Source organism: Streptomyces sp. NBC_00212 (genome assembly GCF_045206365.1).
Classification (GTDB): Bacteria; Actinomycetota; Actinomycetes; order Streptomycetales; family Streptomycetaceae; genus Streptomyces.
In genome coordinates, this window is record NZ_CP108115.1 from 7,450,025 (window position 1) to 7,474,554 (window position 24,530).

At 72.4% G+C, this 24,530-nt stretch carries 26 protein-coding genes; 8 read left to right on the plus strand and 18 right to left on the minus strand.

Going from position 1 to position 24,530, the window contains the following annotated elements:
* Nucleotides 1-115: 115 nt before the first annotated feature.
* Nucleotides 116-814, minus strand: coding sequence for an HAD family hydrolase (locus tag OHA17_RS33940; protein WP_406509660.1), 699 nt, complete (start codon nt 812-814; stop codon nt 116-118).
* A 102-nt stretch (nt 815-916) separates the two neighbouring features.
* On the minus strand, nt 917-1,393 hold the full coding sequence (locus OHA17_RS33945) for an Lrp/AsnC family transcriptional regulator (RefSeq protein WP_053728505.1): 477 nt from the start codon (nt 1,391-1,393) through the stop codon (nt 917-919).
* Between the two features lie 228 nt (nt 1,394-1,621).
* Between OHA17_RS33945 and OHA17_RS33950 the strand changes: the two genes are divergently transcribed.
* Nucleotides 1,622-3,127 (plus strand): FUSC family protein, encoded by a 1,506-nt coding sequence (locus OHA17_RS33950; RefSeq protein WP_406510884.1) that lies wholly within the window; start codon nt 1,622-1,624, stop codon nt 3,125-3,127.
* 40 nt (nt 3,128-3,167) lie between these two features.
* Here the strand turns inward: OHA17_RS33950 and OHA17_RS33955 are convergent, their stop codons facing one another.
* Nucleotides 3,168-3,929, minus strand: a complete 762-nt coding sequence (locus OHA17_RS33955; protein WP_406509661.1) for an XRE family transcriptional regulator — start codon at nt 3,927-3,929, stop codon at nt 3,168-3,170.
* Between the two features lie 155 nt (nt 3,930-4,084).
* Between OHA17_RS33955 and OHA17_RS33960 the strand changes: the two genes are divergently transcribed.
* Nucleotides 4,085-4,306, plus strand: a complete 222-nt coding sequence (locus OHA17_RS33960; RefSeq protein WP_406509662.1) for a hypothetical protein — start codon at nt 4,085-4,087, stop codon at nt 4,304-4,306.
* Between the two features lie 115 nt (nt 4,307-4,421).
* Nucleotides 4,422-5,465 carry a lactonase family protein gene (locus tag OHA17_RS33965; protein WP_406509663.1) on the plus strand — a complete coding sequence of 348 codons (1,044 nt, stop codon included), beginning with the start codon at nt 4,422-4,424 and terminating at the stop codon, nt 5,463-5,465.
* A 67-nt stretch (nt 5,466-5,532) separates the two neighbouring features.
* Here OHA17_RS33965 and OHA17_RS33970 read toward each other — a convergent pair whose 3' ends face one another.
* The 5 genes from OHA17_RS33970 to OHA17_RS33990 form a co-directional block, all read right to left on the minus strand.
* Nucleotides 5,533-6,462, minus strand: a complete 930-nt coding sequence (locus OHA17_RS33970; RefSeq protein ID WP_406509664.1) for a sirohydrochlorin chelatase — start codon at nt 6,460-6,462, stop codon at nt 5,533-5,535.
* A 131-nt stretch (nt 6,463-6,593) separates the two neighbouring features.
* Nucleotides 6,594-7,577 carry an N-acetylglucosamine kinase gene (locus tag OHA17_RS33975; RefSeq protein ID WP_406509665.1) on the minus strand — a complete coding sequence of 328 codons (984 nt, stop codon included), beginning with the start codon at nt 7,575-7,577 and terminating at the stop codon, nt 6,594-6,596.
* A complete protein-coding gene (locus OHA17_RS33980) occupies nt 7,574-8,251 on the minus strand; it encodes a uracil-DNA glycosylase (RefSeq protein WP_406509666.1) in 678 nt (225 codons plus the stop codon). The genes OHA17_RS33975 and OHA17_RS33980 overlap by 4 nt, the downstream gene beginning before the upstream one ends.
* Before the next feature lie 45 nt (nt 8,252-8,296).
* Nucleotides 8,297-9,385, minus strand: coding sequence for a WD40/YVTN/BNR-like repeat-containing protein (locus OHA17_RS33985; protein WP_406509667.1), 1,089 nt, complete (start codon nt 9,383-9,385; stop codon nt 8,297-8,299).
* 89 nt (nt 9,386-9,474) lie between these two features.
* Nucleotides 9,475-10,083 carry a TetR/AcrR family transcriptional regulator gene (locus tag OHA17_RS33990; protein WP_406509668.1) on the minus strand — a complete coding sequence of 203 codons (609 nt, stop codon included), beginning with the start codon at nt 10,081-10,083 and terminating at the stop codon, nt 9,475-9,477.
* 138 nt (nt 10,084-10,221) lie between these two features.
* Here OHA17_RS33990 and OHA17_RS33995 point away from each other — a divergent pair, with 138 nt between their 5' ends.
* On the plus strand, nt 10,222-11,046 hold the full coding sequence (locus OHA17_RS33995) for a class II aldolase/adducin family protein (protein WP_406509669.1): 825 nt from the start codon (nt 10,222-10,224) through the stop codon (nt 11,044-11,046).
* A gap of 10 nt (nt 11,047-11,056) precedes the next feature.
* Complete coding sequence (locus OHA17_RS34000; RefSeq protein ID WP_406509670.1) at nt 11,057-12,943, plus strand: neutral/alkaline non-lysosomal ceramidase N-terminal domain-containing protein; 1,887 nt, start codon at nt 11,057-11,059, stop codon at nt 12,941-12,943.
* Between the two features lie 13 nt (nt 12,944-12,956).
* Here the strand turns inward: OHA17_RS34000 and OHA17_RS34005 are convergent, their stop codons facing one another.
* On the minus strand, nt 12,957-14,048 hold the full coding sequence (locus tag OHA17_RS34005; protein WP_406509671.1) for an NADH:flavin oxidoreductase/NADH oxidase: 1,092 nt from the start codon (nt 14,046-14,048) through the stop codon (nt 12,957-12,959).
* An 80-nt stretch (nt 14,049-14,128) separates the two neighbouring features.
* Here OHA17_RS34005 and OHA17_RS34010 point away from each other — a divergent pair, with 80 nt between their 5' ends.
* Entirely contained in the window at nt 14,129-14,518 is a 390-nt protein-coding gene (locus OHA17_RS34010) for an ArsR/SmtB family transcription factor (protein WP_406509672.1), read from the plus strand.
* Between the two features lie 13 nt (nt 14,519-14,531).
* Here OHA17_RS34010 and OHA17_RS34015 read toward each other — a convergent pair whose 3' ends face one another.
* The 7 genes from OHA17_RS34015 to OHA17_RS34045 form a co-directional block, all read right to left on the minus strand.
* Nucleotides 14,532-15,878 carry an FAD-dependent oxidoreductase gene (locus OHA17_RS34015; protein ID WP_406509673.1) on the minus strand — a complete coding sequence of 449 codons (1,347 nt, stop codon included), beginning with the start codon at nt 15,876-15,878 and terminating at the stop codon, nt 14,532-14,534.
* Nucleotides 15,879-15,973: 95 nt separating this feature from the next.
* Nucleotides 15,974-16,576: a TetR/AcrR family transcriptional regulator gene (locus tag OHA17_RS34020; RefSeq protein ID WP_406509674.1), complete on the minus strand. Its 603-nt coding sequence runs from the start codon at nt 16,574-16,576 to the stop codon at nt 15,974-15,976.
* 178 nt (nt 16,577-16,754) lie between these two features.
* Nucleotides 16,755-17,459 carry an HAD family hydrolase gene (locus OHA17_RS34025; RefSeq protein WP_406509675.1) on the minus strand — a complete coding sequence of 235 codons (705 nt, stop codon included), beginning with the start codon at nt 17,457-17,459 and terminating at the stop codon, nt 16,755-16,757.
* 19 nt (nt 17,460-17,478) lie between these two features.
* Nucleotides 17,479-18,150, minus strand: a complete 672-nt coding sequence (locus tag OHA17_RS34030) for a phosphatase PAP2 family protein (RefSeq protein ID WP_406509676.1) — start codon at nt 18,148-18,150, stop codon at nt 17,479-17,481.
* A gap of 34 nt (nt 18,151-18,184) precedes the next feature.
* Nucleotides 18,185-19,120 (minus strand): M56 family metallopeptidase, encoded by a 936-nt coding sequence (locus OHA17_RS34035; RefSeq protein WP_406509677.1) that lies wholly within the window; start codon nt 19,118-19,120, stop codon nt 18,185-18,187.
* Nucleotides 19,121-19,321: 201 nt separating this feature from the next.
* Nucleotides 19,322-19,885, minus strand: a complete 564-nt coding sequence (locus OHA17_RS34040; RefSeq protein ID WP_406509678.1) for a DUF5134 domain-containing protein — start codon at nt 19,883-19,885, stop codon at nt 19,322-19,324.
* Between the two features lie 176 nt (nt 19,886-20,061).
* On the minus strand, nt 20,062-20,448 hold the full coding sequence (locus tag OHA17_RS34045; RefSeq protein WP_406509679.1) for a VOC family protein: 387 nt from the start codon (nt 20,446-20,448) through the stop codon (nt 20,062-20,064).
* 76 nt (nt 20,449-20,524) lie between these two features.
* On the opposite strand from OHA17_RS34045, the gene OHA17_RS34050 reads away from it, so the two are divergent.
* The gene (locus OHA17_RS34050; RefSeq protein WP_406509680.1) at nt 20,525-21,073 is read left to right on the plus strand and encodes a GNAT family N-acetyltransferase; all 549 of its coding nucleotides are present in this window, start codon (nt 20,525-20,527) and stop codon (nt 21,071-21,073) included.
* A gap of 7 nt (nt 21,074-21,080) precedes the next feature.
* Here OHA17_RS34050 and OHA17_RS34055 read toward each other — a convergent pair whose 3' ends face one another.
* Both OHA17_RS34055 and OHA17_RS34060 read right to left on the minus strand, forming a co-directional pair.
* Complete coding sequence (locus OHA17_RS34055) at nt 21,081-21,764, minus strand: glycerophosphodiester phosphodiesterase (RefSeq protein WP_406509681.1); 684 nt, start codon at nt 21,762-21,764, stop codon at nt 21,081-21,083.
* A 331-nt stretch (nt 21,765-22,095) separates the two neighbouring features.
* A complete protein-coding gene (locus tag OHA17_RS34060; RefSeq protein WP_406509682.1) occupies nt 22,096-22,740 on the minus strand; it encodes a PadR family transcriptional regulator in 645 nt (214 codons plus the stop codon).
* Nucleotides 22,741-23,103: 363 nt separating this feature from the next.
* On the opposite strand from OHA17_RS34060, the gene OHA17_RS34065 reads away from it, so the two are divergent.
* Complete coding sequence (locus tag OHA17_RS34065) at nt 23,104-24,504, plus strand: DUF6421 family protein (protein WP_406509683.1); 1,401 nt, start codon at nt 23,104-23,106, stop codon at nt 24,502-24,504.
* Nucleotides 24,505-24,530 lie beyond the last annotated feature (26 nt).

A 24,530-nucleotide genomic window follows, 5' to 3' on the forward strand; every position in this document is an offset into this window, starting at 1 on the left:
CCTGCCGTCAATCGCATCGGACGCACCAGATCCTGGACCTGTTGGACCATCAGATCCGAGAGGCGACTGGATCTGTTGGCCCATCAGGCGGCTTACACGCAGCGGGTGTTGGGGTTCACGCCGACGCCGTCATCCAGTCGTAGGCACGCTCGGCGCTGAACTCCCCCTGGCCGCCCGGGAAGAGCAGGCCCGCCGTCGCGAACGCCGGGTCGTCGGCGCTCTGCGGCAGATAGGGGACGGCGATGCAGCGCATCCCGGCGGCGTGCGCCGCTGCCGCTCCGGGCGGGGCGTCCTCCAGGATCACGCAGTCGGCGGGGGCCGCGCCGAGACGGCGGGCGGCCTCCAGGAAGACGTCGGGCTCGGGCTTGCCGTGCTCGACCTCTTCGGCCGACACCACGAGCTCCATGAAGGAATCGAGGCCGGTGCCCGCCAGGATCGCGTCGATCGCCGAGCGCGAGGAGCCCGATGCCACCGCCATCCGTACGCCCTCCGCGTGCAGCCGCTCCACGAACTTGCGCATCTCGGGGAAGACCTCGGTGGAGGCGCGGGCCAGCTCCAGATAGGCCGCGTTCTTCGCCGCCAGCATCTCCTCGATCGGCCCGGTCAGCGTGTGCTGCCGGTCCAGGATCTCCAGCGTCTCGCGGGTTCCGATGCCGATGAAGCGGGCGTGCTGCTCCCAGGTGAAGTCGGGCAGGCCGTAGCGCGCGAGCACCTGACGCGCGGCCTGGTAATAGTTCGGCTCGCTGTCCACGAGTGTGCCGTCGAGATCGAAGATGACCGAAGTGGTACGTGATGTGCGCATGCGTCCCAGCATGCCAAGGGGTGGGGGCGTCGCGCGTCGGTCACTTGGCGGAGGGGTCCGACGCGGTGCACTCGGGGCCTTGTCCTGCCCACTCGCGGGAGCGGGCCGAGCCGCTCACTTCGCGGAGGCGCGCCCCACCGACTCGACCAGCGGCAGCAGCCGGTGCGCCACCCGCTCGCGCAGCGCCACTTCCGTACGCGTGCGGACGACGCCCGGGAGCTGGATGAGGCGCTGGATGACGTCTTCGAGATGGGCGTTGTCGCGGGCCGCGACCCGGGTCAGGAGATCGCCGCCGCCGGTGATCGAGAACGCCTCGATGATCTCGGGGACTGCGGCGAGCGCGTCGCCGACCTCGTCGAGGTGGCCCTGGGTCACCTCGATGTGGACGAAGGCGAGCACCGGGTGGCCGAGGGCCGCGGGGGAGAGCGCGGGGCCGGTGCCGGTGATCACGCCGTCCCGCTCCATCCGGTCGAGCCGGGCCTGGAGCGTGCCGCGGGCGACGCCGAGGATGCGCGCGTACTCGCGGATGCTGGTGCGCGGCTGCTCGATGAGCAACCGCAGGATCCGGGTGTCGAGTGTGTCCACCGTCACGTCCCGATGGCTCCCTTCTGGTCCTGTCAACAGGGCTTCGACTGTACCAATGGCGCAGTGATCCGGAGCTCGGTTGAGCCAGTGTCACTCCGGATGTTTTCCTCTGGAGGTAGATGGCGCCGCGCAGCGCGCGGGACGGTGACGATGCCGGTCCTGGCCCAGCGGCGCCTTTGTCATGCCTGAAGCGAATGTTCACGTAAAGGGGGCGCGGCGACCGCCGTGAAGAGGATGTTTGTGGCTCCGGACCCGGGGCTTTTGCGACTGCGTGTTTCGCTGCGAGCCGTTGTCGGCGTGAGCCTGTCGGTGACCGCCGCGGGACTCTGCGGGCTCTCCCTGCCCGCGTCGATCACCGCGGGCCTCGCCTCGCTGCTCGCCCTGTTCACGGTCGGCGACGCCACCGTCCGTGCCCAGGCGGCCACCACCGCGCTGCTCCCGGCCGTCGGTTTCCCTGTGCTCGCCCTGGCGGCCGCGCTGCACGGCACCCCGCTGCTGCGCGACGCCTGCTGGCTCGCGGTGATCTTCGCGGGGGTGTACGCCCGGCGCTGGGGCCCGCGCGGCCAGGCGCTCGGGATCTTCGCCTTCATGATGTTCTTCACGACCCAGTTCCTGCACGCGGTTCCCTCTCAACTGCCCGAACTGTACGGGGCAGTTGCACTCGCGATCGCGGCCTCGGCGGGTGTCAGGTTCGGGGTGTGGTGCATCGAGCGGCGCACCGCCCCGCCCGCGGCCCCGGCTGCGCTCACCGGTCGCGGACTCGCCCGCCCCACCACCCGCCAGGCCTTCCAGGCGACGGTGGCCTGCGCCATCGCGCTCGGCGTGGGCCAGGTGCTCTCCGAGGCCCGCTGGTACTGGGCCGTCGGCGCCGCCTGGTGGATCTTCGTGAACACCGCGTCGCGCGGCGAGACCCTGGTACGCGGCTTCCGCCGGGTGCTCGGCACGGTCACCGGCATCGCCGCCGGGCTGCTCATCGCGATCCCGCTGCACGGAGCGCCGGCCCCGACCGCCGTGCTGGTCGCGGTGTGTGTCTTCGGCATCTTCTACACGGCCGCGCCCAGCTACAGCTGGATGATGTTCTTCGTCACCGTCATGGCGGGCCTGCTCTACGGCCTGCTCGGCGTGCTGCACCCCGGGCTGCTCGTGCTCCGCGTCCAGGAGACGGCGGTGGGCGCCCTTGGCGCGGTCGTCGGCGTCGCCCTGGTCCTGCCGGTCAGCACGCACGCCGCCACCGACGCGTGGATCCAGCGGGCCCTGCACTGCGTACGCCGCTGCACCGCGGCGGCCGCGCACCGGCTCGCCGGGGACGAGAGCGCCGACCCCGCGCCCCGCGCCGCCGAACTGGAGATCCTGCTCGGCCGCGTACGCCTCTCGCTGGCCCCGCTCGTCCACCCCCTGAGCCCGCTGCGCGCCCGCAGGGCCCGCGCCCACCAGGTCCTCGTCCTGCTCGACGACTGCGCCCGCGAGGTGCGGGGCCTCGCTGCGGTGGCCGCCGACCCGGCCGCCTCCCACGACGCCCGCCTCACCGCGGCGTGCCAGCGCGTGGAGGCGGCGGTGGCGACCCTGGTCTCCCCGTCGCCGGACCCGTCCCCGTGGACCGCCCTCACCGCGCTCCCGGCCCCCCACCACCACCCGGGCGCGGAAGCCGCCCTCACCCACCTGCACGGCTTGGAGCGTGCCCTGGGAGAGCTGGCCGCACCACTGCGGTCCTCGCCTCGGGCGGCCTTGGCTGTGGCTTGAGCCGGGCCAGCCTCGTCACCGAGTAGATGGCGGGGCGGCGTCAGGCCTGGCGTTCCACGACCGGTACGCCCCTGCTCCAGAGCTCCTCGGCGTGCTCCGCGAACCGGTCGAACATGCCGCCGTCGCCATGGCGCCGCAGGTGCATCAAGGGCGAATCGTGGCCGACCAGCCTCGCGAGGTGCGGGGTGACCAGCGCGTCGTGGTCGAACCGGAACACGGACAGCGACACATGGTTGATGGCATCCAGAGCGTCGCTGAAGCGAGCCTCCAGCCCTTCCACGGCGAGACGGTCCAGGTGCTCCAGCGTGATCCGGATCCGGGTGGACACGCTCAGGGCCACGTCCTCGATGGCCTCCCGCTGCCGTGTCACCTCGCCTCCGGGGTCGCCCAGCAGGAACCGCACCCGGCACCCTGACTTCACCTTCCGGCGAAGCGTCTCGGGGAACGCCGGGACCTGTGTGAAGAAGAAGTAGTTCGTGTACCCCGAGAGGAACAGCTCTTCCTCGGCCCCTTCCACCAGCTCGGCCCACACGGTGGACGGGCAGGCGGAGCGATACGGGTACGAGTGCACGAGCTCGCGGTCGTTGCCCGTCTTGATCCGGTCCTTCACGGCTTGCGGCCACACCATCTCTTCATCCACTCCCAGCGCCCGGCAGGCATCGGCCCTGTTCCTCGCGTGCGGTGTCAACTCGGCGTCACCGAGCCATCGTTCCACCTGCTTCGCCGACACCCCCACCAGGTTGGCCGGCCTGCGGGGGGTCATGCCCGCGTCGTCCAGGGCTGAGCGCAGTCCCGTATTCACCTGTCAACCCCCTTGGTGCGGACGTTTGGGCCTTCTCCGAAGCTACCGCCGAGGCGTCCCAACTGGTGCTGGTTCGGGGAGAGATACGTCCGAGAGGGCGAGCGACGATCTCCCAGCCGCCTGTAGCGGGCCGGCCCGATCCAAGGGAGCAACCCATGTATGCCAGCCATCCGCCGGGCAACGGCGACTACGAGATGCCGCCCTCGGCCCCGCCGATCCACGGAGTGCAAGGGTGCGGACCGTGCTCCCTCCTCCTCGCCGAGCTTCGCCACGTGGTGCAGGGCGGCAACGCCTCGGCCGAGGTGGACGCGCGGGTGAAGATCAGGCGTCACATGCGCCAAGTGCACGGCACGGAGATCCCGTTCTTCGCGGGCTGAGCGGCCGAGCACACCCCCAGCTGGTCTAGACCCCCCTGCTACCGTCGCCGGAGCACAGCGGTGTGCGGGCCGGGTCCCGGAGTGCGGGGCGGTCACGGTGGAGAGGGGCTGCAGGGTGGGCACGGACAGCGTCGCGCGGGCATTCATCGGGTCGTTCACCACGGCGGGCGGGCACGGGGTGACCGCGGTCGCCGTGGACGAGGTCACCGGGGCGCTCACCCCGCTCGGGTCCACGGACGCCCTCGCCAATCCTTCGTTCCTGGTGCTCTCCATGGACGGGGCCCTCCTGTACGCCGTGGGGGAGAACGCCGACGGGACGGCCGCCGCCTTCGACGTCGGCGAAGACGTTCCACGGCTCCTCGGCGAGCCCGTGGCCGTACGCGGCGCCGGGCCCACCCATCTCGCCCTCGCCGCCGGGCATCTCGTCACCGCCAACTACGACTCCGGCAGCGTCACCGCGCTCCCGGTCCGTCCCGACGGCAGCCCGGGCCCGGCCGCGGCCGTGCTCGCGCACCACGGCTCCGGCCCGCACCCCGACCGCCAGCAGGAGCCGCACGCCCACCAGGTGCTGGCCGACCCGAGCGGCCGCTGGGTCGTGAGCGTCGACCTCGGCACCGACTCCGTACGCGTCTGTGCGCTCGATCCCGGGACCGGCGCCCTGCGACTGCACGCCGAGACCGCCCTGCGGCCCGGGACCGGCCCCCGCCACCTCGCCTTCCACCCCGGTGGACGCCACGCGTACGTCCTCAACGAGCTCGTGCCGACGCTCACCGTGTGCCGCTGGGACGCGGAGGGCGGCAGCCTCGAAGCCCTCCACGAGGTGCCCGTCGTCGAGGACGGCGTGCGTACGGCGACGTACCCCTCGGAGGTCGTCGTCGCGCACGACGGGCGCTTCGTCTGGGCGGCCAATCGCGGGCACGACTCGATCGCGGTTCTCGCGCTCGACACGACGGGCGAGCAGGCCCGCCTCGTCACCACCGTGGACTGCGGCGGGCACTGGCCGCGCGATCTCACCCTGGACCCGTCCGGGCGCCGCCTGTACGCCGCCAACGAGCGCTCCGGCGACGTGACCTGGTTCGACATCGACCCGGCCACCGGCATCCCCGCCCGGGCCGGCTCCATCGAGGCGCCCGCCGCCTCGTGCGTCGTCTTCCGCTGACCGCTGACGCGACGGGGCCCGCACCGGACGTCCGGTGCGGGCCCCGCCTCTCACGTCGTACGTACGGTCAGTGGACCGGCGATCCCTGCGGCTGCGGGGTGATGCCCAGCGCGGCCGCGTACTGCGACAGGACCAGCTTGCCGATCGCCGGGTAGGCGCCGAGCGCCTCGGCGACGGCGCACTCGGCTTCCTTGGCGGCGGCGTCGAGCAGCCCCTCGGCCACCTCCGGGCCGATCAGGTACGGGGCGACGGCGAGCTGCACCGAACCCGAGCCGCGCAGCTGTGCGGCCATCGCCGCGATCGCGCCCTCCTGGTCGAGGGCCGCGGCCATCACCGGCACGGCGAGGCGCGCGGCGAGCAGCATGCCGGTGATCCCGGCGGCCTGCACGGCCTCCTCGCCGCCCACCGTCGCCAGGATGATCCCGTCGGCGGCGGTCGCGACCGTGAAGAGCCGGGCGCGGTCGGCGCGGGCCAGACCGGCCTCGGAGAGCCGCACGTGCAGGCCCTCGGCGAGCAGCGGGTGCGGGCCGAGCACATCGGTCAGCTCGGCGGCCGCGCGGCTGTCCATGACCGCCTGCCGTATCCGGCGGATCAGGGCGCTGTCGGGGCCCGCGAGCAGCGGGACGACCACGGCGGCCGGGCCCTCGGGCTCGGCGACCTCGCGGCCCGCGGCACGCGCCTGCTCGACGCGCGCGCTGCGCTCGGCGGCGGTGTGGGCGAGAACGGCGTCGAGCGTGGGGTACTCGGCGGATTCGGCTTCGTTGCTGTCCAGGTAGCCGATACGGGCGTGCAGGCCGGGCAGCTCGGAGCGGGCGATGCTGATGACCTCGTCGGCCAGGCTGCGCACAGCCGGGCCGGGGACGCCGGGAACGGCGAGAACGAGCGCGGGCGCGCCCTCCGGAGCAACCACCGGTTCCGGGCGGCGGTGCCGGCCGGACTGGCGGGGTCGCGGCATTCGTACGGGCAGGCCGGATGCTGGCCCAGTGGGGGTGCTCATGGCGTCGCATGCTACTGGTTTTGCGTGGGCGGCTGTTCGGGGAGGGGACATCTGAGCGGTATCTGTCCCGTTTTTCCCGGAGAGTGGCATAAAGATCAACTGTCCTGGTCTGTCTCGGCGCTCACGCGCGCTCACTCGGTCGCGATCCACAACATGCGCGGGTCCCGCGGCAGTCGCAGCCCTCCGCCCGCGAGGCCCGCCGCGATGAGCAGCGAGCCGTCGAGCGGATCCCCGGCCGCCTCGACCGTGCGCGCATACGGCAGTTGACGGCGGAACTCCTCCCTCAGCGGTACGAGAAGAGCCTCGCCCAGTTTGAACAGGCCGCCGGTGAGCGCCACTTGGGGCTCTACGCCGATGTCCGCGGGGCAGACCGCGGCGGCCGCCTCGACGATGTGCCGGGCCGCGTCCCGCAGGATGCCCGCGGCCACCGGGTCGGCCTCGGCGCAGCCCGCGACCTCGGGCGCGAACGAGGCGAGCACGGCGGGCCGGTCGCTCCGCGGATACAGCAGTCCCGGGAGGTCCCCGGGCGCACCGAACACCGCCGTGAGGCGGTCGAGCAGCGCCGCCGAACCGCCCCGTCGCCCGTCGTGGCTGCGCAGCGCCGCCTCCAGACCGGCCCGGCCGATCCAGGCGCCGCTGCCGCAGTCGCCGAGCAGATGCCCCCAGCCGTCGGCTCGCCGCCACCCTTCGAGATCCGTGCCGAGCGCGATCATCCCGGTCCCCGCGGCGACGACCGCCCCCGCCCGCTGGCCGAGCGCGCCCGCGTACGCGGTGACCGCGTCGGCGGCCAGGGCGAGCGTGCGCACGCCGAGCGAACGGGCCAGGGCGCCGGGCAGTTCGGCCCGCAACTCGTCCCCGAGCGTGGCCATCCCGGCAGCTCCCACCGCCACTGCCGCGATCCGGTCAGCCCCGGCGCGCACCCTCAACTCCTCGACGGCCGGGAGCAGTTGACCGAGGAGATGCCCGGCGTCGATCCCGCCGGGACCGGTCCGTACCGGCTCCTTCGAGGTGATGACCTCGGCCGGGGAGCCCGGCTCGGCACGGCGCAGCGCGAACCGTACGCCGGATCCCCCGGAGTCGACCCCCAGCACCCAGGGCGCGCCGCCGTCCGTCACGGCAGGCGCCAGTCGACGGGCTGCGCGCCCTGCCGCTGAAGAAGTTCGTTCGTACGGCTGAAGGGGCGCGAGCCGAAGAAGCCGCGGTCCGCCGACATGGGGGAGGGGTGCGCGGACTCGATCGCCGGGAGGTCGCCGAGCAGCGGGCGCAGATTGCGGGCGTCGCGGCCCCACAGCACCGACACCAGCGGGGTGCCGCGGGCGACCAGCGCCCGGATGGCCTGTTCGGTGACCTCTTCCCAGCCCTTGCCCCGGTGGGCGGCGGGCTTGCGGGGTGCCGTCGTGAGCGCCCTGTTGAGCAGCAGCACCCCCTGTTTCGTCCAGGGCGTCAGGTCGCCGTTGGCCGGCCTCGGCGCGCCCAGGTCGGAGTTCAGCTCGCGGAAGATGTTCTCCAAGCTGCCCGGCAGCGGCCGCACTTCGGGCGCCACCGAGAACGACAGGCCCACCGCGTGCCCAGGTGTCGGATACGGGTCCTGGCCGACGATCAGCACCCGCACCTCGTGGAACGGCTGCTGGAAAGCGCGCAGCACATTCGGTCCTGACGGCAGGTAAGTGCGTCCTGCCGCGATCTCCTCCCGGAGGAAGTCGCCCATCGAGGCGACCCTTCCGGCCACGGGTTCCAGTGCGTCCGCCCAGCCGGGCTCGACGATCTCTTTCAACGGTCGTGCTGCCACGGCCGTCACTCTACTGGCGCAGCACCCGCCGCATTCCCGCCCCCGTCAACCGATCACCGCCGCCCGTACGCACAGCACGTCCGGCAGGTGCGAGGCGAGCAGGCTCCAGCTGTCGCCGTCATCGGCGCTCGCGTACACCTCGCCGTTGCGGTTGCCGAAGTACACCCCGGCCGGATCGGCGTCGTCGGTGCACAGCGCGTCGCGCAGCACCGTGCCGTAGTGGGCGTCCTGCGGCAGGCCCGCCGAGAGCGGTTCCCAGTTCTTGCCCGCGTCCTCGGTGCGGAAGACCCGGCACTTGTTGTCCGCCGGAACCCGGTCGGAGTCGGCCGTGATCGGGAAGACGTAGGCGGTGCCGGAGCGGCGCGGATGAGTGGCGGCCGCGAAGCCGAAGGTGGAGGGCAGGCCCGCGCCGATGTCCGTCCACTGCTCACCGGCGTCGTCGCTGCGGTAGACGCCCCAGTGGTTCTGCAGATAGAGCCGGTCCGGGTCGGCCGGGTCCTGGGCGATCTTGTGGACGCACTGGCCGAACTCCGGGTTCGGGTCCGGCAGGAACACCGCCGAGACGCCCTTGTTCGCGGGGGCCCAGCTCTCCCCGCCGTCCTTGGTGCGGAACACCCCCGCCGTCGACACGGCGACCGTCAGCGCCCGGGTGTCGCGCGGGTCCGTGACGATGGTGTGCAGTCCCTCGCCCCCGCCGCCGGGCACCCACCGCGAGCGTGTCGGATGCTCCCACAGGGGCCGTACGAGCTCGAAGCTCTCCCCGCCGTCCGTCGAGCGGAACAGCGCGGCCGGCTCCGTCCCCGCGTAGACCACACCCGGCGCCTCGGGCCCCGCCGGGCGCAGCTGCCACACCCGCTCCAGCGAAGCGCCCGTGAACTCCGGGAATTTCACCGCCGGTTGCTTCGGCTCGGTCCAGGTGCGGCCCAGGTCGTCGGAGTGGAACACGGACGGCCCCCAGTGCGCGCTGTCCCCGCCGACCAGGAGCCGGGGCGACGGTTCGTACCGGGTGTCGATGGCGACGGAGTACACCGCCTGGGCGTTGAAGTGCGGCCCCTCGAAGTCCCAGGTCCCGCCGCGCCTGCGGCCGACGAAGAGCCCCTTGCGCGTACCCACCGTGAGCAATACCTCGGTCATGCCGGTCCCTCCAAAACGCCGTTGTTCCGGATAGTGGCCAGTGTGCACCCGGCCACTGACAACGGCCCACATGGCGGGAGAGCGGCAGCTCAGAAGGGTCTCGTCACCGCTTCCACGAGGTAGGGCAGGAACCGTTCGGCAAGGGCGCCGGGTGCCAGGACATCCGGCTCCACGTAACTCTGGCCGAGCGCCCCCTCACGCAGCGCGACCACGACCCGCACGAGTTCCGCCAGATCCCCGCGCGGCCGGAGCCCGGCCCTCGCGAGGAGGTCGCCGAGCAGGCCCGCCGCCTCCTCGCGCAGGCGTGCGTCATGATCGGCGAGCCGGGCGGCCGCCTCCTGATTGCGGATCGCGTACAGCGTGAACTCGGTGGTCACCAGGAACCAGGTGCGCTCGTCGGGCTCGACGTGCGCGAGCAGGGCGGCGATCCGCGCCGCTGACAGGTCGCTGTCGTCCGTCTCGTCGGCCAGCCTGGTGATCCGCTCCAGCTCGCGTGCCGCGTGCGCGTCGAAGAGGGCGAAGAACAGCTCCTCCTTGGAGGAGAAGTTGGAGTAGAAGGCGCCCCGGGTGTAGCCCGCGCGCCGGCAGACGTCCTCGATCCTGGCCGCCCCGAACCCCGACTCGGCGAACACCTCCAGCGCGGCGTCGAGCAGCCGGGCCAGCGTCTGAGGCCGGCGCTTCGTCGTTCCCTTGGGCACTCGTCACTCCCGGACCCTTGACAGCGCGTACGCACTCGGAAAGCATCCGAACGCGTATCGGATACGCGAATGTATCCGATGCGGGCTCCCCGGCAACTCCCTTCACCCCACCCGCAACTCCCTCCAGGAGGAACGCACATGAGTGACGAAGGCGCGGCCCCCGCCCCCGCCGAGCTGATCGCGGGCGCGGCGGGCCCCATGCCCGAAGGGGTCACCGTTCCCATGCCGCCCACCTTCGAGGACGTCGAGGAGGAGCGTCGCTACCGCAAGGAGCAACTGGCCGCCGGATTCCGGCTGTTCGGCCGCTTCGGCTTCTCCGAGGGCGTGGCCGGGCACATCACCGTCCGCGACCCGGAGCACCCCGACCGATTCTGGGTGAACCCGTTCGGCATGGCCTTCAGCCGGATCAAGGCGTCCGACCTGATCCTCGTCGACCACGAGGGCAACCTCGTGCACGGCACCCGCCCGGTCAACCGTGCCGCTTTCGTCATCCACGCGGCCGTCCACCAGGCGCGCCCCGACGCGATCGCCGCCGCCCACGCGCACTCCCTGCACGGCAAGGCGTTCTCCTCCCTCGGCATCCCGCTCGACCCCATCACCCAGGACGCCTGCGCCTTCTTCGAGGACCACGGTCTCTACAGCGACTACCGGGGCGTCGTCAGCGACGCCGAGGAAGGCAAGCGGATCGGCGCCGCACTCGGCGCGTACAAGGCGGTGATCCTCCAGAACCACGGGCTGCTCACCGTCGGCCACTCCGTCGCCGAGGCGGTGTGGTGGTTCACCACCATGGAGCGCTCCTGCCAGGCCCAGCTCCTCGCCATGGCCGCCGGCACCCCCAAGCACATCGACCGCGACACCGCCCTGCACACCCGAGGCCAGCTCGGCGGCCACTTCGCGGGCTGGTTCCAGGCCCAGCCGCTCTACGAACAGATCGCCGACTCCGACCCCGATCACGTCAACTAGCCTGCTCTGTATGGTATTTCGAGCCGGGCGCGGCATCGCCGACATCACCGGGGAGGCCGCCGAGTGCGGCATGCTCGGCTACGGCAAGGCGGACCAGCAGAGCGCGGGCATCCACACCCGCCAGCGCGCCCGCGCCTTCGCCTTCGAGGCGGGCGGGGCCCGGCTGCTGCTCGTCGTGTGCGAACTGCCGCTGATGTCGGACGCCGTCGTGCGGGAGGTGCTGCGGCGCCTTCCCGACGGCTACGGCGCGGCCAATGTGATGCTGACCGCCACCCACACCCACTGCGGGCCCGGCGGCTACTTCCACCACGCGCTCTACAACAGCAACACCGGCGGCTTCCGCGAGCAGACGTTCCGCGCGATCACCGACGGCATCACGGAGGCCGCCCGGGCGGCGATCGCCGACCTGGCGCCCGCTCAACTCAGGCTCTCTCGTGGTGAGTTGACCGACGCCAGCGTCAACCGTTCGCGCCGGGCCTTCGGGCGCAACCCGGCGGCCGACCGCGCGCACTTTCCCGGCGCCATCGACCCGGCAACCACTCTGCTCACCGTCGAGCGCGACGGCCGACTCGCGGCGGCCGTCAACTGGTTCGCCACCCACAACACCAGCATGACCAACCGCAACCGGCTGATCAGCGCCGACAACAAGGGCTACGCCGCCCTACGTTGGGAGCGCGAGGTGGCCGGGGTGGACCATCTCGCCGACACCGCACCGGAATTGGTGACCGCCTTCGCGCAGACCAACGCGGGCGACATGTCGCCGAACCTGGGCCTGGCGCCCGGGTGCGGACCGACCGGCGACGAGTTCGAGAACACCCGGATCATCGGCACCCGCCAGTACGAGGCCGCGGCCGCGCTCACCGGTGGCGAGGAGATCTCCGGCGGGCTCGACTCCCGCGCCACCCACGTCCACCTCTCCGCCGTCGACGTGCGCCCTGAATTCACCGGCGACGGGCGTACGCACCGCACCTCGCCACCCGTCGCCGGAGCGGCCGCGTTCGCCGGCGCCCGGGTCGACGGCCCCGGCTTCAAGGGGTTCCGGCCCGGCGCCAACCCCCTGTGGGACGCGGTCTCGCGGCGGCTCGTCTACCCCTTCGCGCCCGCCCTGCGCGACGCCCAGTACCCCAAGGCGCTCGCCCTGCCAGCGGGCCCCGTCAACCGAATCCTGCCGATGGTCCAAGAGCGTGCGGCCGTCCAACTCCTGCGCATCGGGCCGCTGTTCCTCATCGGCGTGCCCGGCGAGGTCACCATCGTCGCCGGTCTGCGGCTGCGGCGTACGGTCGCGGCGATCGTCGGCGCGGAGCTGTCCGACGTCCTGGTCGCCGGGTACAGCAACGGGTACATCCACTACGTGACGACGCCCGAGGAGTACGACGCGCAGGAGTACGAGGGCGGCAGCACGCTCTTCGGGCGCTGGGAGCTGCCCGCGCTGTGCCAGACCGTGGCGGGCCTCGCCACCGCGATGCGCGACGGCACCCCGGTCGACCCCGGCACGCCGGAGCCCGCCGTGCCGGTGGGCCGGCGGCACCGCCGCACGGCCTCGGACGCCCCGCACCCGGGCCGGCGCTACGGCGACGTGCTGGACTTCTCGCTCATCGGCCGCCGCGCCACCGCCTCCTTCGTGGCCGCCCACCCCTCCAACGACATGCGCAGGGGCGGCAGTTACCTGACCGTGGAGCGCCGGGGCGACGACGGATCATGGACGCGCACCGCGGACGACGGCGACTGGTCCACGGTGTTCCGCTGGGTCCGCTCCGGCGGCGCGACCTCGGTCGCCACGGTCACCTGGAACATCCCGCCGGACACACCGCCGGGCTCCTACCGCATCGCGTACCACGGCGACAGCGCGACGAAGGGCCCGTTCACCGGAGTGAGCGAGCCCTTCGAGGTCGGGTGAATGCCGGTGGGGCTCAGACCGACCGGTGGTACTGCTGCGGCACGCGCACTTCGCCGCCCAGCTCACGGGCCGCCTGGCGGGCCCACGACGGGTTGCGCAGGAGCTCGCGGCCCAGCAGGACCGCGTCCGCCTCGCCGTTCGCGAGGATCTTCTCGGCCTGCACCGGCTCGGTGATCAGGCCGACGGCCGCGACCGCGAGCGGGCTCTCGTTGTGCACCCGCTCGGCGAACGGCACCTGGTAGCCGGGCCCCGTAGGGATGCGTACGCCCGAGGCGTTTCCGCCGGTCGACACGTCGAGGAGGTCCACGCCGTGCTCCTTGAGCAGGGCTGCCAGGCGGACCGTGTCGTCGGCGTCCCAGCCGCCCTCCTCCAGCCAGTCGGTGGCGGAGACGCGGAAGAAGAGCGGCAGTTCCTCGGGCCACACCGCCCGTACGGCGTCGGTGACTTCGAGGGCGAAGCGGGTGCGGTTCTCGAACGAGCCGCCGTACTCGTCGGTGCGCCTGTTGGAGTGCGGGGAGAGGAACTCGCCGATCAGGTAGCCGTGCGCGCCATGGATCTCGACGACCTTGAAACCGGCGTCGAGAGCCCGGCGGGCGGCGTCGGCGAACTGGCCGACGACCTCCTTGATCTGATCGACCGTCAGCTCGGTGGGAACGGTGTGGCCCTCGTCCCAGGCCACCGGGCTCGGACCGAGCGGCTGCCAGCCCTCCTCGCTGTCCGGGCCCAGCGGTGCGCCGCCCAGCCAGGGGCGGTCCGTGGAGGCCTTGCGGCCGGCGTGCCCGATCTGGATGCCGGGGACGGTGCCCTGGCTCTCCAGGAAGGTGGTGATCCGGCGCAGCGCCTCGACCTGGGTGTCGTTCCAGATGCCGAGGTCCGCGGGCGAGATCCGGCCCTCGGGGCTGACGGCCGTGGCCTCGACCAGGATCAGGCCCGTGCCGCCGGCGGCACGGGCCGCGTAGTGGGCGAAGTGCCAGTCGTGGGCCACGCCCGCGTTCGGCCCGAAGACCTCGGCCGAGTACTGGCACATCGGCGCCATCCAGACCCGGTTCGGGACGGTCACGGACCGCAGGGTGTAGGGCTCGAAGAGGGCACTCGCAGCAGACACGACAGACTCCAGTCGAAACGGCCCGGGGCGCCGGTGCGGCGCCGGGAACGCTTCGTACGATAGCTCTCGTAGTACGGGAGATGTCAAACTACGATGAGTCTCGTACAATAGCGTCCGTGACCACCCCGACGAACACCCGTGAACTCGCCCACCCGGCGCGCGACGAGATCCGCCTGGAGTGCATCCTGCACGCACTGTCCGACCCCATGCGGATGCAGGTGGTCCGGGCGCTCGCCACGACCGATGGCGAGCTCTCCTGCTCGCACTTCGTGCTGCCCGTCACCAAGTCGACGACCACCCACCACTTCCGCGTGTTGCGCGAGAGCGGCGTGATCCAGCAGGTCTACCGGGGCACCGCCAAGATGAACGGCCTGCGCCGCGCCGACCTCGACGCCCTCTTCCCCGGTCTGCTCGACACCATCCTGGACGCGGCCGGACGGGAGGCCGAGCGGCTCGGCGACGTCGCCTGAGAGCCGGCCCGCCTCAGCGCGGGTCCAGCGCGGCCGCGAGCAGCCCGTCCCAGTCGGGGATCTTCACCGAGCGGCGCCCCAGCGACTGCCCGAGCTCGGCCTCGGCGCGCTCGATCGCCAGCCAGCCCTGCCAGGTGACCGGGTGAAGTCCCAACTCCCGTAGTGCGTCGAGCGGTTCGGCCGCCACCGGGCGCTCGGCCAGGTGCGGGGCGTCCTGGAGGAGCGAGGTCACCGTCTCCTTCGCACAGGGGCGGTTGGTGCCGATCACGCCCGTCGGGCCGCGCTTGATCCAGCCCGCCACGTACTCGCCCGGCGACGGCGCCCCCTCGCGCAGCACCCGGCCCGCCGCGTGCGGCACGGTCCCCGTCGCCGGGTCGAACGGCAGCCCCTGCGGCGGCACCCCGCGGTAGCCGACCGCCCGCAGCACCAGCTGTGCCTCGATGTCCTCGTACGTCCCGGTGCCGAGCACCCCGCCCGCGCCGTCCGGCACCGTCCGCTCGAAGCGCACCGCGCCCACCCTGCCGTCCCGCTCCACAAGCTCCACGGGGCGCAGATAGAACCGCAGATGAAGTTGGCGTACGCCCGGTCGCTGCCCGCGCCCCACCCAGCCGCGCAGCACCTCCACATTGCGCCGGACCGCGCCCGGCAGTGCGGACGGATCGGCGAAGTCCGGGTCCCGGGCCAGCTCGGCGGCGTCCACCGTCGCGTCCGCGCCCGGCAGCGCGCCCAGCTCCCGCAGCTCCTTGGTGGTGAACCGGGCCTGCGAGGGGCCGCGCCGGGCCGCCATGTGGACCTCGCGCACCCGGCTGACGGCGAGCGCGTCGAGCGCGGACTGCGGCACGTCGGTCGGCCGCAGCTCGTCCGCGCCGCGGGCCAGCATCCGCGCGACGTCCACCGCCACATTGCCCGCACCGATCACCACGGCCGAACGCGCGCCCAGGACAAAGGAGTTGGGGTCACTGTCGGGGTGCGCGCTGTACCAGGACACGAACTCGGTCGCGGAGAAACTGCCCGGCAGGTCCTCGCCGGGAATCCCCAGATGCCGGTCGGATTTGGCGCCGACGCAGTACACCACCGCGTGGTAGAGCCGCAGCAGCAGCTCCGGCGGGACGCCGCCCGGGCCCACCTCGACGTGCCCCAGGAAACGGATGCGGCCGTCCTCAAGGACGGTGCGGAGATTGTTCTGCAGCGACTTGATCTTCTCGTGGTCCGGGGCGACCCCGTAGCGGACCAGGCCGTACGGGCACGGCAGCCGGTCCAGGACGTCCACGTGGACCTGTGCGACCGCGCTCTGCTCCAGCAGGCTCTGGGCGGTGTAGACCCCGCTCGGCCCGGATCCGACGACGGCGATGCGCAGCATGGCGGGTGCTCCTTGGGAGAGAGAACCGCAGAAGTCCGCAGAGGACCTTCAGGATGGCACCGCTGTGTGCACGGCGGGTAGACATGCGCCGCCGGTCAGGGGGCCGGTTCGGGCGGCACGCCCAGCTCCCAGTCGAGTCCGTACCGCTGGAACAGCTCGGCCCGCAGGGTCGTCGCGTCCATCGGCGCGCCCGGAAGCAGCGCGGCGAAGACGGCGCCCATCAGGTTGGCCCGCAGCAGCGGGTACTCGGCGTCCACGTCCTGCGAGCCGTAGCGCTCCACGGTCTCCCGCAGAAGGGCGGCCAGGCGCTGCTGCTCGGGGCACTGCACGAACCCCTGGGCCTGCAGGATCCCCGCCATGTGGGCCCGCATGAGGACCGGCTGGGAGTGTGTGAGCCCGAGGATCGCGTCTATCGCGCGGGCCAGCCGCTCGCGCCCGTCGGCGCTCTGCGGCTCGCGCTCCAGGCCCGCCTCAAGCGTGAGATGCATGAGGCGGTGCACCGCGGACTGGAGCAGCTGGCGCTTGCCCGGGAAGTAGTACGACACCAGGCCGCGGGCCGAACCGGCCCGGTCCGCGATGTCGCCGAGAGTCGTCGACTCATAGCCACGTTCCGCCACCAGCTCCACAGTGGCTTGCAGCAGCCGCTCGCGAGAACGTCTGCGCAATTCTTCATTGACCGATGCGCTGCGCGGGGACATGCTGTAACTCCTGCGTTGACTGGCTTGGAGCCAATATACTCAGGTGGTCGCGGGACGGTACCCCTTCGCCGGGGCCTGACCTGCGGCATGGGCTGCTCGTTCGGGGTGACGCGGGGGATCACCCCGGACGGGTGGCCCCCTTTTCCTCCAGCCCCTTCCGGTCACTCCTTGCGGCTGTTCAGCGGCCGCCCCCGGCCAGCGCGAGCACCGGCAGCAGGGCGTCCGGACGCTCGTCCACCGGCAGGTGGTCGACGAAGTGCACCGCACAGCCGAGCGCCGCGGCGCCGCCGTCGGCCCGCCGGTCGTCGCCCACCATCAGGACCTCGCGCGGGTCCTGCCCGAGCGCCTCGCAGGCCGCCCTGAACAGCCGCTCGTCCGGCTTCTGCACCCCGTGCTCGAAGGACAGTACGTACGCGTCCACGAAGTCGTCCAGGCCGTGCGCGCGGAAGACCGGCCGCAGGTCCCACCCGATGTTGCTCACCACGCCGACCGTGATGCCGCGCTGCCGCAGCCCTTCGAGGACCTGCTTCGCATCGGGGTACGGCTGCCAGGCGGCCGGGGTCTTGTGGCGGTCGTAGAGCAGGTCGTACAGGCGCGGATCGGGCAGCTCCACCTGCCGTGCGAGACCGGTGTACGTCTCGCGGTGGAGTTCGCCGCTCCGGTCGCGCACGGCCCACAGGTCGGCCAGCTGGTCGGGCAGCCGCAACGGGTTGGCGCCGCCGGGCAGTGCGCCCGCCTCCTCCAACTCCCTTGTGCAGCGAGCGAGTTCGGCGTCCGGCAGCGCGATGCCGGAGGCGTCGAGGACGGCGGAGAGCCATGTGTCGACCGGCTCGATCCGGAACAGGGTGCCGGAGAAGTCGAAGAGAACGCTCTTGATCGTCATGCTCGTGATCCTCGCGTGCTCATCCCCGCCGGTTCAAGGCCCATCGCTGGTGGGCCGCCGCGCTCAGCGTGACGACCGCCACGCCGATCAGCCAGCCGCCCACCACGTCCGAGAGCCAGTGCACGCCCAGGAACAGCCGCGTGAACCCCACGCCGAGCGCGGAGACCACCCCGATCGCCGGCACGGCCGTACGGGTCCGGCGCCCGGCCCCGTGCAGCGCGAGCAGCCACACGAGCAGCCCGAAGGCGACCGTCACGCTCAGCGCGTGGCCGGACGGGAACGCGGCGTACCCGGCGGAGTCCACCGGGTCCGGCCACCGCGGCCGGTCCCGGTCCACCGCCGCCTTCAGCCCCTGCTGCACGGCCGTACCGAGGCCGCTCGTCGCCGCGACCCACAGCGCGAGCAGCCGCTCGCCGCGCCACAGCAGGACCCCGACGACCACCGCGAGCAGAGCCCGCATCGCCCACGGATCCCACACCCAGTCGGTCAGGACCCGGTTGACGTGGGTGAGGCCGGGGTCGGCCACGGCCCGGCGGTGCAGTCCGTCGGCGACCGCCCGGTCCAGCGCCATCAGCGGGCCCCACTGGGCCACCACCAGAACCAGCAGGACCCCGGCGAGCAGGGCGCAGACGAGACCGGCCCGGAGCGGCCCGGTCGGGCGCGGGCGGGCCTGGGAGGGGGCGAGCAGCATGCGGATGATCCAAGCCGATCGGGCCGGGGTACGGCTAGCCCAAGGCGTGCAGGCCCGGCACGAGGGCGACGACCAGCGGCACGGCCGGCACGAGCGCGGCGTACGCCGTCAGCCGCAGGCGGTGGCTCGCGGGCAGCCTCGGCGCCGCCGACAGGAGCCGGTGCACGCGCTGGGGGAGCTGGCCGTCCGGGGTGGGGCAGGGCCCGAACACCCCGCGGTGCTCGTTGAGTTCGACCAGTGCGAGCGCGATCGTGAGGCGGCCGAAGCGGCGCGACGCCACGTCGTCGGCGGCCAGTTCCACCAGGCGGTGCATCTCGTCGCGGAACGCGGCGAACACCGGAACCTGCGGGAACCCCCGGGCGAGCGCGCCGGAACAGTGCAGCAGCCAGTCGTGCCGGGCCCGCGCGTGGCCGAGCTCATGGGCGAGCACCGCATCGAGCTGACGGCCCTTCAGGCGCTGAAGTGCCGCTGTGGTGATGACCAGTTGGGGTGTCTGGCCGGGCAGCCACCAGGCATCCGGGCGGGCCGCCTCCAGGACGACCAGACGCTCGCCGGAGGGCTCCTCGCCGGGCAGCAGCGGCGAGCGGAGGCGCAGCTCCGCCCGGCGCCGGCGACGGCGCGCCCAGCTGTCCCTGATCTCCCGGGTGAGCATCGCCCCGGTCCAGGCGCCGCCGAGGAAGAGCACCACCGCGAGCGCCGCCGACCAGGGACCGTACGGCCCGAGCGCGTAGGCCTCGACGACGGCGCGGGGCGCGGGCGCGAAGACCTGGCCGCGCACGGTCTGCCAGGCGGAGGCGGCGCTGAAGACCATCGCGAGCCCGAAGCAGAGCAGGACCGCCGCCACCACGCACTGCCACACCCACAGCGCCACCACCGGCTCGCGCTCGACCCAGTCGGCGCGGGCGAGGACTCGCGGGGCGGCGACGGCGGACACCAGGCCGAGCACCAGCAACGCGAGGGAGACCGTCATGGTCTCAGCCTATGAGCGGGGCCGCCGTCATAGGTATGGCCGCGGACGCCAAGTGACGCACGCCACGACGGGGCCGCGTGTGTCCGTCGCGCGGGGAGCTTCGGCGCCCGCTTCCCGGTGGGGGACTCCGGCCGGACCTCGTCTCCGGGCGAGCCCTGGATGCCCATGCGCCCGAGCGCGCCGCCCACCCCGCGGGGCGCCTCAGACCATCCCCAGCATCGCGAGCATGGCGATCCCCATCGAAAGGCGGCAGGCCAGCGCCAGTTCGGGCCGCGCGCCCCAGGAGACGGCCGCCACGGATCCGCCCCCGCTCGTCGTGGGCAGCAGCCGCGCCCCCGCCGACAGGACATAGCCCGCGAAGTACAGCAGCAGCGCCCCGGTCAGCAGCGGAACGCCGCCCGCCGCATGCCCCTCGTGCCCGGCGTGCGCGCCGCCCCCGGCCCCCGGCGCCATCGCGAGCGCCATGTAGACCATGGCCAGCGAGCCCACCACGTGGTGCAGATGGTGCACCCCGCCCCGCGCCAGCCACAGCGCCCGCAGCGCGGCACCGCCGAAGATCACCGCGTACCCCGCCGGCAGCCACGGTGGTGGGGACAGGAACGCGCCCGGCACGGCCATCGCGGCCATCCCGAATCCCATCACCGCCTCGCCGCCCGCCGCCCCACGGGCTTGCGCGGAACCGCTGCGCATCCGCAGCAGACAGTACGAACCGGTCGCCGCGCACAGTGCGACGAGCAGCCAGCCGGGCAGCACCGGACCGTGCACGGCGTACCTCCCCCGCTCGATGGATGGCCCTGCCGACAGGTCGATGCCCGGCCGGGGGGCCGCATACGCGGGCGCAGGGACACACAAGGGGAGCGCGCGGGAGATCTTCGCCGGTCAGAGCCGGGGCCGCCGGACGGCCCCGGACGCCGGGAGCCGCCGAACGCCGTGCCGTGTCGTCAGGGGCGGAAGCGCAGTGGGTGGTCGGCCGGGACCTCCACGACCGCGATGCGCACCCCGTCCGGGTCCTCGATCCACATCTCGACGAGCCCCCACGGCTCGCGCACCGGCGGCCGCGCGACGGCCACCCCGCGCGCCACGAGCTCCTCGTGCGCCCGCGCCACATCCGCCACCTGGAGCCACAGCTGGAGGCCCGGCGCCGGCGGGTGCTCGGCGCGGCCGGACACCTCAAGGAAGCCGCCGCCCAGGAAGTACACCGTGCCGCGCTCCGGCCCCGTACCGAACTCGCGGTAGACGGCGAGCCCGAGCTGTTCGCCGTAGAAGGCGCGCGAACGCTCGGGGTCGGTGGGGCGCAGAAGGGTCCGGCTGCTCAATACGTGCACCATGGCAAGGGACCCTAACGGGCCGGGTTACGCTCGGGAGGCCGCCGCAGCGCAAATCGATCAGCAGGGAGACCGCACGATGGACACCGCAAGGCGTGTCGCCGGAGAGCTGAGCTACCGGGACGCCACCGAAGCCGACGTCGAGGCGCTGGTGCCGCTCATCGAGTCGGCCTACCGCGGGGACTCCAGCCGCGCCGGCTGGACCACCGAGGCCGACATCCTGCAAGGCCAGCGCACCGACCCCGACGGAGTGCGCGCGGTCATCACGACGCCGGGCAGCAAGCTGCTCACCGTGGAGCGGGACGGGGTCCTCGTCGCGTGCTGCCAGCTCGAACACCGCGGTGACGCCGCCTACTTCGGGATGTTCGCGGTCTCTCCCGCGCTCCAGGGCGCGGGCCTCGGCAAGCAGATCATCGCCGAGGCGGAGCGCACCGTCCATGCCGAGTGGGGCGTGCGCGAGATGCACATGACCGTGATCTCGGTACGGGACGAGCTCATCGCCTTCTACGAGCGGCGCGGCTACCGCCGTACGGGAAGGATGACGCCCTTCCCGTACGGCGACGAGCGCTTCGGCCTGCCGCAGCGCGACGACCTCGAATTCGAGCTGCTCGTCAAGGAGTTGGGCTGACCGAGCGCTACGCGGTGAAGCGGCCGGTGCGGCGGATCTCGGGGTAGTCGGTCGTCGCGCCGTCCAGTTGCAGGGCGCGCACGAGGCGCAGCTGGTCCTGGGTGTTCACGGTCCAGCCGATCACCTTGAGCCCCGCCGCGTGAGCCTGCTCGACCGTCTCCAGGGTGAGCCGGTGGATGCTCAGGACCAGGGTCTTCGCGCCGACGGCCCGGGCCCGGTCGATGAGATCGGGGCCCCAGCTGTCGTCGACGAGCCCGGTGCGCACCCCGGGCACGAGGGAGGCGATCTCGGCGAGCGCCTCGTCGTGGAACGACAGGACCTCCACCCGGCTCGCCAGATCGCGCCGCTGGATCACCTCGGCGAGCGAGCGGGCCGCGGCGACGTCCTTGATCTCTGCCTGGACCGGGGTCTTCACCGCGTCGAGCACTTCCTCGAACACGGGGATGCGCTCGCCCTGACCCGCGTCCAGCTCCCGCAGCTCGGCCAGGGTCATCTCGCCGATGGGGCCCCTTCCGTCCGTGGTGCGGTCGACCTCGGCGTCGTGCATGACGACGAGGGCGCCGTCCTTGCTGAGGTGCAGATCGAGTTCGATGACGTCCATGCCCGCGCGTTCTGCGCGGACGAAGGAACGCAGGGTGTTCTCCGGCTCGACACCCATGACCCCGCGATGACCGATGGTGAGGAACGTCAAGACAGGCCTCGCTTCCGTCGACGGCGGTATTGGCGCGTGCGGGAGTCCCGTGCGCACGCGGCAGCCGCAGCCTAACGGCCCGCCACCGCAACGGACCCCGGCTCGCGCGGGGCATCGGACTCCTCCGCGCGGGTTGACGCGATCCCGAGGATGAGGCCGGTGATGACGGCTGCGACAAGCACTGCGCGGGTACTCACGGGGGCGGCTCCGGGGTGCGGGCGACGGACGGAAGGACTCCGTCCTACCTGTGCGCACCCCGCGCGGGCCAACCCGTGTCACCCGCCCGTGGGCGATTCCTCCGGCCCTTGACGTCCTGGGCGTCCGGGCCTCATCAGGGGCCGGGCCAGCCGTCGTGATTGTCCGGTTCTCCACCCTGCTCTCCACCCTGCGGCGGCGCCAGCCGGTCCAGGTCGGCGAGCATCGCCCGTGCCAGCTCCAGTTCGGCCAGCTCCCGCAGCTCGCTCCAGCGCAGCGCGATCCGCGGATGTGCCCACTGTTCGTCGTCCTCGGTACGGGCCAGCGCGGCCCGCACCTCCTTCAGCTCGGCCTCGGTACGGGCGAGGTGCTCCTCGATCAGGGCGCGCAGCCGGTCCGGCGCCGCCAGGTGCCCGAGCCAGATCCGCAGCACCAGCGGATGCTTGAGGACGGGCGGGCCCGCGGCTTCCGGGGAGTCGGCCCACTCGGCGAGCGCGTCGCGGCCGGCCTCGCTGATCGCGTAGCGCCGCTTGGCGCGCGGCTCCTCGGGCCCCGAGCGGCGGGACGTGGCGTACCCGAGCGCCTCCAGGCGGCGCAGCTCGGCATAGATCTGGCTGATCGCGGGGGACCAGTAGAAGAACCGCAGGGAGCCGTCGGCCCACTTCTTGAGCTCGTAGCCGGTCCGCTCGCCGGGGAACGAGAGCAGCCCGAGCACCGCCCATGCCGTCGGCGGCAACCGCCGTGCCGCGTACTGCCCGTTGGGGAACTGACGACTAGTCATATGGCGAATTGAAGTAAGCGCGGCGCGCGGGCACAACCCCTGAAGGGCCCGTGAGAAGCTCCGTGATCCTGGAGGCGCGGTTGGCGGATCCCACCGATCCGCGTCGGCGCCGTTGCGATCCGTACCGATCCGCATCGGTCGGTTTCAGCCCACGCCCGATCATGCCGGTGTCCGCCCGATCGCCGAAGGCCGGGTCGCGATCACCGGCCGCGCCGCAGCCATAGCCGTGCCATTGCGTTAACACAGGAAGAAGAGCGGCGCGAAAGCGGGATGGCAGGATAATTTATTGAGATACCTCTTGAGCGGGGGAACCGAACGCGGATACGGTGTCTTAACGCGAGGTTCTCCTGTGGAGGAAGTGACATGACGGAAATTCTTGTGCAGGACCCGGCCGTGGGGGGCGCAGTATCCGACCGGCGGGTGGTCGACCACCCCGCATGGACCGCGCTCAAGAATGCCGTCGAGGAGATCCGGCCCTGGCAGTCCAAGGACGGCTCGATCGACTTCGACGCCGAGGGCGCCCCGCTCCGCGCCGTCGTCGAGGCCACCCTGGACCAGGTCATAGCCGCGGTCGAGCAGCTCTCCCCGCTGCTCCCGCACGACGCCGTCTACCACCACGCGCTGGTCGGCGACCTGCGTAAATGGGCCGACAGTGCCTTCGACGTGCCGGACTTCCTGGACTCGCTGATGCGGTTCCATCCGGCCGCCGACCGCGCCGACGGACTCCAGCGCCTGGTCCTGTTCCCCATGTACACGCAGAACGGCAACCCCGACCGCAATCTCGAAGCGGTCGTGCTGCGCATGGTGTGGCCCGAGTGGCTCGCCGAGCTGGAAGCCACGCGCTACGACAACCCGCTGTTCTGCGGCATCACCTTCGAGGACTTCACCTCGGGCTACGACACGCACTCGGCCGTCCTCTTCCCCGAGACGATCGCCGTGCGCGAGGCCCCCGAGCGCTTCACCTGGGGCGGCATCTTCTGCGACCGCGAGGCGGCCCGCTTCCGCGCCGTCACCGAGGCGTCGGTACGCATCCTCGGGCTCGAACTGCCCGAGGACATCCGGGGGATGGTGGCCGACCAGGAGCGCTGCGAGCAGGCCTTCGTGCTCTGGGACATGGTCCACGACCGCACCCACAGCCACGGCGACCTGCCGTTCGACCCCTTCATGATCAAGCAGCGCCAGCCGTTCTGGATGTACGGCCTCGAAGAGCTGCGCTGTGACCTCACCGCCTTCAAGGAGGCCGTGAAGCTGGACGCCGAGGGCAACCGGCACGGCCGTGACGTCCAGTACGCCGTGCTCTTCGACCGGATGTTCCGCTTCCCGGTCTCCGGCGACCGCGTCCGCAACTACGACGGGCTCGGCGGCCAGCTCCTCTTCGCCTACCTGCACAAGCACGACGTGGTGCGCTGGACCGACAACAAGCTGCACATCGACTGGGACCGCGCCCCGCAGGTCACCAACCAGCTGTGCGCCGAGATCGAGAAGCTCTACCGCGGCGGCATCGACCGGCCGAAGCTGGTGCACTGGTTCGCCGCGTACGAGCTGGTCTCCACCTACCTCGCCCCGCACCCGGGATCGCGCTGGGCCAAGGGCCCCGACGCCCTGGACCTCTCCCAGCCGCCCCGCAAGCTCGTCGACGACGTGCTTCCGGACGAGTTTCCGCTCAGCATGTTCTATGAGGCGCTCTCCAAGAAGCTGAAGGACGTGATCGCCTCCACCAAGGGGATCACCGCCGCTTCCGGCTCGGTCGGGGCTGCCGCGTGAGCTCTCGTACGGAAGGGGCGAGGAAA

Coding starts and splice junctions, on each gene's coding strand:
- OHA17_RS33995 (WP_406509669.1), top strand. CDS start 10,222: ATGAGTGACGAAGGCGCGGCCCCCGCCCCCGCCGAGCTGATCGCGGGC.
- OHA17_RS33940 (WP_406509660.1), bottom strand. CDS start 814: ATGCTGGGACGCATGCGCACATCACGTACCACTTCGGTCATCTTCGAT.
- OHA17_RS34035 (WP_406509677.1), bottom strand. CDS start 19,120: ATGACGGTCTCCCTCGCGTTGCTGGTGCTCGGCCTGGTGTCCGCCGTC.
- OHA17_RS34020 (WP_406509674.1), bottom strand. CDS start 16,576: ATGTCCCCGCGCAGCGCATCGGTCAATGAAGAATTGCGCAGACGTTCT.
- OHA17_RS34025 (WP_406509675.1), bottom strand. CDS start 17,459: ATGACGATCAAGAGCGTTCTCTTCGACTTCTCCGGCACCCTGTTCCGG.
- OHA17_RS34045 (WP_406509679.1), bottom strand. CDS start 20,448: ATGGTGCACGTATTGAGCAGCCGGACCCTTCTGCGCCCCACCGACCCC.
- OHA17_RS33950 (WP_406510884.1), top strand. CDS start 1,622: ATGTTTGTGGCTCCGGACCCGGGGCTTTTGCGACTGCGTGTTTCGCTG.
- OHA17_RS33985 (WP_406509667.1), bottom strand. CDS start 9,385: ATGACCGAGGTATTGCTCACGGTGGGTACGCGCAAGGGGCTCTTCGTC.
- OHA17_RS33970 (WP_406509664.1), bottom strand. CDS start 6,462: ATGAGCACCCCCACTGGGCCAGCATCCGGCCTGCCCGTACGAATGCCG.
- OHA17_RS34065 (WP_406509683.1), top strand. CDS start 23,104: ATGACGGAAATTCTTGTGCAGGACCCGGCCGTGGGGGGCGCAGTATCC.
- OHA17_RS34015 (WP_406509673.1), bottom strand. CDS start 15,878: ATGCTGCGCATCGCCGTCGTCGGATCCGGGCCGAGCGGGGTCTACACC.
- OHA17_RS34060 (WP_406509682.1), bottom strand. CDS start 22,740: ATGACTAGTCGTCAGTTCCCCAACGGGCAGTACGCGGCACGGCGGTTG.
- OHA17_RS34030 (WP_406509676.1), bottom strand. CDS start 18,150: ATGCTGCTCGCCCCCTCCCAGGCCCGCCCGCGCCCGACCGGGCCGCTC.
- OHA17_RS34050 (WP_406509680.1), top strand. CDS start 20,525: ATGGACACCGCAAGGCGTGTCGCCGGAGAGCTGAGCTACCGGGACGCC.
- OHA17_RS34010 (WP_406509672.1), top strand. CDS start 14,129: ATGTCAAACTACGATGAGTCTCGTACAATAGCGTCCGTGACCACCCCG.
- OHA17_RS34000 (WP_406509670.1), top strand. CDS start 11,057: ATGGTATTTCGAGCCGGGCGCGGCATCGCCGACATCACCGGGGAGGCC.
- OHA17_RS33960 (WP_406509662.1), top strand. CDS start 4,085: ATGTATGCCAGCCATCCGCCGGGCAACGGCGACTACGAGATGCCGCCC.